The organism is Actinomadura sp. GC306, from assembly GCF_004348665.1.
Lineage (GTDB): Bacteria > Actinomycetota > Actinomycetes > Streptosporangiales > Streptosporangiaceae > Spirillospora.
Window position 1 is genome coordinate 1 of the sequence record NZ_SMKM01000341.1, and the last position, 6,353, is coordinate 6,353.

The 6,353-nt window shown below is 74.8% G+C and carries 5 protein-coding genes; 4 read left to right on the forward strand and 1 reads right to left on the reverse strand.

Annotation, left to right across the window (positions count from 1 at the left end):
* Positions 1 to 122 precede the first annotated feature (122 nt).
* The 3 genes from E1200_RS30045 (at position 123) to E1200_RS30055 (ending at position 4,427) form a co-directional block, all read left to right on the forward strand.
* On the forward strand, positions 123 to 1,085 hold the full coding sequence (locus tag E1200_RS30045; RefSeq protein ID WP_131955461.1) for a quinone oxidoreductase: 963 nt from the start codon (positions 123 to 125) through the stop codon (positions 1,083 to 1,085).
* A gap of 74 nt (positions 1,086 to 1,159) precedes the next feature.
* Entirely contained in the window at positions 1,160 to 2,548 is a 1,389-nt protein-coding gene (locus tag E1200_RS30050) for a DUF4389 domain-containing protein (protein WP_131955463.1), read from the forward strand.
* A 109-nt stretch (positions 2,549 to 2,657) separates the two neighbouring features.
* Entirely contained in the window at positions 2,658 to 4,427 is a 1,770-nt protein-coding gene (locus E1200_RS30055; protein ID WP_131955465.1) for a serine/threonine-protein kinase, read from the forward strand.
* 23 nt (positions 4,428 to 4,450) lie between these two features.
* On the opposite strand, the gene E1200_RS30060 is transcribed toward E1200_RS30055, so the two are convergent.
* Positions 4,451 to 5,422 carry an alpha/beta hydrolase gene (locus E1200_RS30060; protein WP_207933620.1) on the reverse strand — a complete coding sequence of 324 codons (972 nt, stop codon included), beginning with the start codon at positions 5,420 to 5,422 and terminating at the stop codon, positions 4,451 to 4,453.
* A gap of 134 nt (positions 5,423 to 5,556) precedes the next feature.
* Here E1200_RS30060 and E1200_RS30065 point away from each other — a divergent pair.
* Positions 5,557 to 6,353 (forward strand): serine/threonine-protein kinase (locus tag E1200_RS30065; RefSeq protein ID WP_131955467.1); only part of this gene is annotated, 797 nt, incomplete at its 3' end.

Here is a 6,353-nt window from a genome sequence, read left to right on the forward strand (position 1 = left end):
CAGGGAGCGTCCGGGTTCGCACGGGCGGGGCGGGCCGCCGGGGAAGGACGTCCGGTAGTGGAATAGGCCCCGAGGGCACCGGGTTCTCGGGGGCAACGGCACCCGAGCGGGAGGAGAGCGGCATGCGCGCGATCGTCATCACCGAGAACGGCGGACCCGAGGTCATGGTGGCCGGGGAGCGCCCCGTCCCGGAGCCGGCCCCCGGGGAGGTGCTGATCGACGTCGCGGCGGCGGGGGTCAACTTCATCGACGTCTACTTCCGGACGGGCGCGTACCCGCAAAAGCTCCCCTACACGCCCGGCGTCGAGGCGGCGGGGACGGTCGCGGCGGTCGGCGACGGCGTCACCGAGTTCTCCGTCGGTGACCGCGTCGCCTGGGCCAACATCCAGGGCGCCTACGCGGAGCAGGCGGCCATCCCGGTGGAACGGGTCGTGCCCGTACCGGACGGGGTCACGCTGGAGGACGCGGCGGCATCGCTGCTGCAGGGCATGACCGCGCACTACCTGACGCGCTCGACGTACGAGGTGAAGAAGGGCGACACCGTCCTCGTGCACGCGGCGGCGGGCGGGATGGGCCTGCTGCTCACCCAGGCGGCCAAGGCCCTCGGCGCCCGCGTCATCGGGACGGCCTCCACCCCGGAGAAGGAGAAGCTCGCCAGGGACGCGGGCGCGGACGTCACGATGGGCTACGACGGCTTCCCCGAGAAGGTGCGCGAGCTGACCGGCGGCGAGGGCGTCGCGGCCGTGTACGACGGCGTCGGCGCGCCCACGTTCGACGGGAGCCTGGCGAGCCTGCGGCGGCGGGGCGTCCTCGCGCTCTACGGCGCGGCCGGGGGGCCGGTGCCGCCGCTCGACCCGCAGCGCCTCAACGCGGCCGGCTCGGTGTACCTGACGCGGCCCTCCCTCGCCCACTTCACCGAGGTCCGCGAGGAGCTGCTGGAGCGCGCCGCGGACGTCTACGGGTGGGTCGGATCGGGCGCCGTGCGGGTCCATGTCGGGCACCGCTACGACCTCGCCGAGGCCGCCGCGGCGCACGCCGATCTGGAGGCGAGGCGCAGCACGGGCAAGCTCCTGCTCCTCCCCTGAGGGCGCGTCCCGGGGCCGCGCGGCTCCCTTAGGCTGGGGCCGAGGAGCCGATCAGCCGAGGAGCGCCGCCCCCCATGACGACGACCGCCGCCGGACCGCTGGAGCAGGACGAACCCCGCGTGCTCGGGCCGTACCGCCTGCTCGGACGCCTCGGCCGCGGCGGCATGGGCACCGTCTACCTCGGCGCCGAGCCGGACGGGCGGCGCGTCGCGGTGAAGGTCGTCAACCGTGAGCTGGCCGGGGAGCCGGCGTTCCTCGCCCGGTTCCGCCGGGAGGTGACCGCCGCGCGGCGCGTCCACCGGTTCTGCACGGCGCCCGTCCTGGACGCCGAGCTCGACCAGGACCCGCCCTACATCGTCACCGAGTACATCGACGGGCCGAGCCTGGAGACGGCCGTCCGGGGCGACGGGCCGCTGGCCGCCTCCGACCTGGAGGGCCTCGCGGTCGGCGTCGCCACCGCGCTCGCCGCCATCCACGGCGCCGGGATCGTGCACCGCGACCTCAAGCCCGCCAACGTCCTGCTGTCGTCCACCGGGCCCCGCGTCATCGACTTCGGCATCGCCCGCGCCCTCGACGCCGCCGACGGCATCACCCGCACCGGCCAGTTCGTCGGCACCCCGGCCTATATCGCGCCCGAGGTGCTGCGAGACGAGGGAGCCGAGCAGGCGTCCGACGTGTTCTCGTGGGGCTGCGTCATCGCCTTCGCCGGGACGGGACGCCCCCCGTTCCAGGGCGGCACGGTCGCGGAGACGTTCCGGCTCATCACCGCCGAGGAGCCGGACCTCACCGGCATCCACCCGCGGCTGCGCGACATCGTCGGCGCCGCGCTCGCCAAGGACCCGCGGGCCCGTCCCACCGCCCGGGAACTCCTCACCCGGCTCGTCGGGCAGGACAAGGCCGACCCGGAGCGGGCCGCGGAGACGATCTCGGCCACCTGGCGGGGCCCGGCGGCCCCGGAGGCCGCGGCGAACGCGGCGAACGGCGACCGCCCGGAGGCGCCGCCGAGCGCGGAGGCCGAGGTCCCGCAGCCGCGGCCCGCCGCCGAGCCCGTGACCCCCGAGGCATCGCAGAACGGGGCGCCGCGCGCCGAGACCCCGGCCGCGCCGGCGACGGCACCGGCTAAGCCCGCCCGGCGCGACGTGGACGCCGGCGAGCAGACCGTCGTGGTCGACCTCCCGTTCCCCGAGGCGTGGCAGGGGCCGCGCCGCTGGCTGACCCTCCTGCGGGGCCTGCTGGTCGTCCCGCACCTCGTCGTGATGCTGGCCATGTACACGGTGCTGGTGATCGTGATGCTGCTCAGCTGGTTCGTCATCCCGTTCACCGGCCGCTACCCCCGGCCGCTGTACGGGCTGGTCGTCGGCTGCCAGCGCTGGTCCGGGCGGGTCGTGGCGTACGCGTTCGGCCTCACCGGCGAGAAGCTCCCCCCGTTCCGGCCCCTCCCGCGGGCGCGCCGGACCCGCTGAGACCGTCCCCGCGCAACCGACCTTCGCGAATCACCCGGTGCCGCTAGGGTTCTACGCGAAACAGACACTGATCCCAGTTTCAGGACCGACTCCACTTTTCAGGACCACGATGACCACGCACGCAGGAGAGAACGGCGAGGCCCTGCGCCCGGACGACCCCGAAGGGCTCGGCCCCTACCGGCTGATCGGCCGGCTCGGCCGCGGCGGCATGGGGACGGTGTACCTGGGCGAGGACAGCGCCGGGCGCCGCGTCGCCGTCAAGGTGATCAACAGGGAGCTGGCCGGGGAGGGCCCCTTCCGGGAGCGGTTCCGCAGCGAGGTGACCGCCGCGCGGCAGGTCCGCCGGTTCTGCACCGCGCCCGTCCTGGACGCCGAGCTGGACACCGACCCCCTGTACGTCGTCACCGAGTACATCGAGGGCCCCAGCCTGGAGGAGGCCGTCGCCGCACGCGGCCCGCTGCCCGGGTCCGACCTGGAGGGCCTCGCGGTCGGCGTCGCCACCGCGCTCGCCGCCATCCACGGCGCCGGGATCGTGCACCGCGACCTCAAGCCCGCCAACGTCCTGCTGTCGTCCACCGGCCCCCGCGTCATCGACTTCGGCATCGCCCGCGCCCTCGACGCCGCCGACGGCCCCACCCGCACCGGCCAGTTCGTCGGCACCCCGAACTACCTGCCGCCCGAGCTGCTGCGCGGCGAGCAGGTGACGCCCGCGTCCGACGTGTTCTCGTGGGGCTGCGTCGTCGCCTACGCCGGGACGGGCAGCGCGCCGTTCGCGGGCAGCACCGTCCCGGAGATCCTCTACCGGGTCGTGCACGAGGAGCCGAAGCTGGACGGGCTCGACCCGGCCCTGCGCGACATCGTGGCCGCCGCGCTCGCCAAGGACCCGCGCGAGCGCCCGTCCGTCCAGGACCTGCTCGGCCGGCTGGTCGGCAACGGCACGGCCGACCCGGCGACGATCGCCGAGAACGTCCAGACGGGCTGGCGCGGCCCGCAGCACGGCTTCCAGAACGGGCCGCAGAACGCCCCGCAGAACCCGCAGAACGGGCCGTGGGCCGGCCCGGCCGGGCAGCCGCACGCCGGGCACGCCGCGTTCCCGCCCCCGCCGCCGGCGACGGACTCCACGCGCCGCGACGGCCCCGTGCCCCCGCTCGGCGGCCCCCGGTCCGGTTCCGGCGGCGCCCGCCGCCCGCTGCTCATCGGCGGCGCGGCGGCCGCGGTGGCCGTCGTCATGCTCGCCGTCGTCGGCTTCGTCGCGCTGCGCCCGACCGGCGGCCCGCCCGGCGGGCTCGCCCCGGTCTTCAGCGACGACTTCGCCAATGACAAGTCCGGGTGGAGGGGCTTCGGCGACGACTACGGCTACAGCGGCGGCAAGTACTTCATGCAGTCGAGCAGCCTGCACTCGACCGTCGTCAGATGGGTGCCCAAGGACGACGTGAGCTCCTTCCCCGACCCGGTCCTCGCGACCGTGACGGCCGGGCTCACCGAGGGCCCCGCCGACGCCCAGTACGGCCTGATGTGCCGCGGCGGCGAGGAGGACGACCGCCGGTACGAGTTCCTGATCCGCAACGACGGCAAGGGCGCGGTGCTCCGCAGGCGCGACGGCGACAAGGGCGCCAAGGAGCTCGCCGCCCCCGACACCGTGCCCGGCTACTCCGACGGCGACAAGAACAAGCTGCAGATCGCGTGCGAGGGCCGCGACGGCGGGAAGGCCGTCAGGCTGCGCCTCTGGGTGAACGGCGAGCAGGTCATCGACGCGACCGACACCGACCAGGCCCTCCCGAACGGGCGGGTCGGGCTGATCGCCCAGCAGGGCGGCAACGAGGCCCAGCGGATCCGGGCCGAGTACGACGACTTCGACATGTCGAAGATCCTCGACTGACGGCCCGGTCCGGGCGCCGGTCTTCAGCCCGCCGGGGCCTCCGCGGGAAGGTAGCCGTTCGTCCAGCGGGCCAGCTCCTCGAAGACCCGCGTGCGCGCGGGCTCGGCGGACAGCACCAGGTCGTGCAGGCCGTCCTCGATCCGGACGAGCGTGACGTGCCGCCCGATCCGCGGCGCCCACCGCGCCATGTGCTCGACGTCCAGGACCGCGTCGGCGCCGGTCACGTCCAGCACCTTGCGGGTCGGCCGGATGCTGCGCGTCGACGCCATGACCAGGACCGGCACGTCCACGTCGAGGCCCCGGTGCAGGCGCAGCTGGCCGCGGCGCACGGCGGCCAGCCACGCCGCCCGCACCGGGAACCCGAGGATCGGCTTCCACGCCAGGTCGAAGTCCCACTCGCCCTCGTGGTCGCGGTGGATGCTCCGCGGGTACCGGTCGGACACCCCCGCCGGGAGCTTCGCCTTCGGGAACCGGGTGCGCAGCGCCCGCGCGAGGCCGGCGCCCGCCTTGCGCATCAGCAGCGGCTCGGCGATGTCGAGGAACGGGCTGTTCAGGAACACCCCGTCGACCAGGCCCCTGCCCTTCGCCCGGTCGGCCCAGAGCGCGGCGATCAGGCCGCCGGTCGAGTGGCCGTTCAGCAGGAGCGTGCCGTGCCCGTCGACGTCCCGGATGATCCGGACGGCCTCGTCGATCTCCGGGAAGTACTCCGACAGGCTCTCGACGTAGTTCGGGGTCTGGTGCGGGCGCAGCGACCGCCCGTACTTGCGCAGGTCGAGCGCGTAGAAGTCGAACCCGAGGTCCACGAAGAAGTCGGCCAGGTGCCGCTGGAAGAAGTAGTCGACGAACCCGTGCACGTACAGCACCGCCCGGCGGGAGCCGGACGCGGCGTCGCGCCGCCGGACGAGCGTCGCCACGACCTCGCCCTCGGCGTCGGTTCCCATCGGCAGCTCGATCGCCTCGTAGCCGGGGCCGAGCACGTCCGCCGTCACTTCCACGCTTCCTCCCGAACCAGCCCGCCGATTCCAGCATCTAAGCGTATGGGCGGGACATCCACGGCCGCGCGGGGCGACGCGCGTGCGGCCGGTTCCGACGTCAGAAGAAAAGCGGACCAGCGGCTCCGGGAGACCCCATGCAGGCCCCCCTTCGTGACCGAGACCCCCGGCGACTCGGGCCCTACCGGCTGCTCGGACGGCTCGGCCGCGGCGGGATGGGCACGGTCTTCCTCGGCGAGGACGAGTCCGGCCGCCAGGTCGCGGTCAAGGTCATCAACGCGGAGCTGGCCGACGACGAGGCGTTCCACGAGCGGTTCCGCAGCGAGGTGACGGCGGCGCGGCAGGTCCGCCGCTTCTGCACCGCCGCCGTGCTGGACGCCCGGCTGGACGGCGAGCCGCTGTACGTGGTGACCGAGTACGTCGCCGGCCCGCCGCTGGAGACGGCCGTCCGGGAGAACGGGCCGCTGCGCGGCGGCGACCTGGAGGCCCTCGCCGTCAACATCGCGACCGCGCTGAGCGCGATCCACGGCGCCGGGATCGTGCACCGCGACCTCAAGCCGTCCAACGTGCTGCTGTCCCCGACCGGCCCCCGCGTGATCGACTTCGGCATCGCCCGCGCGCTGGACGCCTCCGACGGGCCCACCCGGACCGGCCAGTTCATCGGCACCCCCGCCTACATGGCGCCGGAGCTCATGCACGGCCGGGAGATCACGCCCGCCGCGGACGTGTTCGCCTGGGGCTGCGTCGTCGCGTACGCGGGCACGGGCCGCGCCCCCTTCGGCGGCGGGACGCTACCGGAGATCATCCAGCGGGTGACCGCGGGCGAACCCGACCTGGCGGGGCTCGAACCGCCGCTGCGCGATCTCATCGCCCGGTCGTTGGCGAAGGACCCCGCCGACCGGCCCGCGGTGAAGCAGCTGATCCGGGCGCTGAC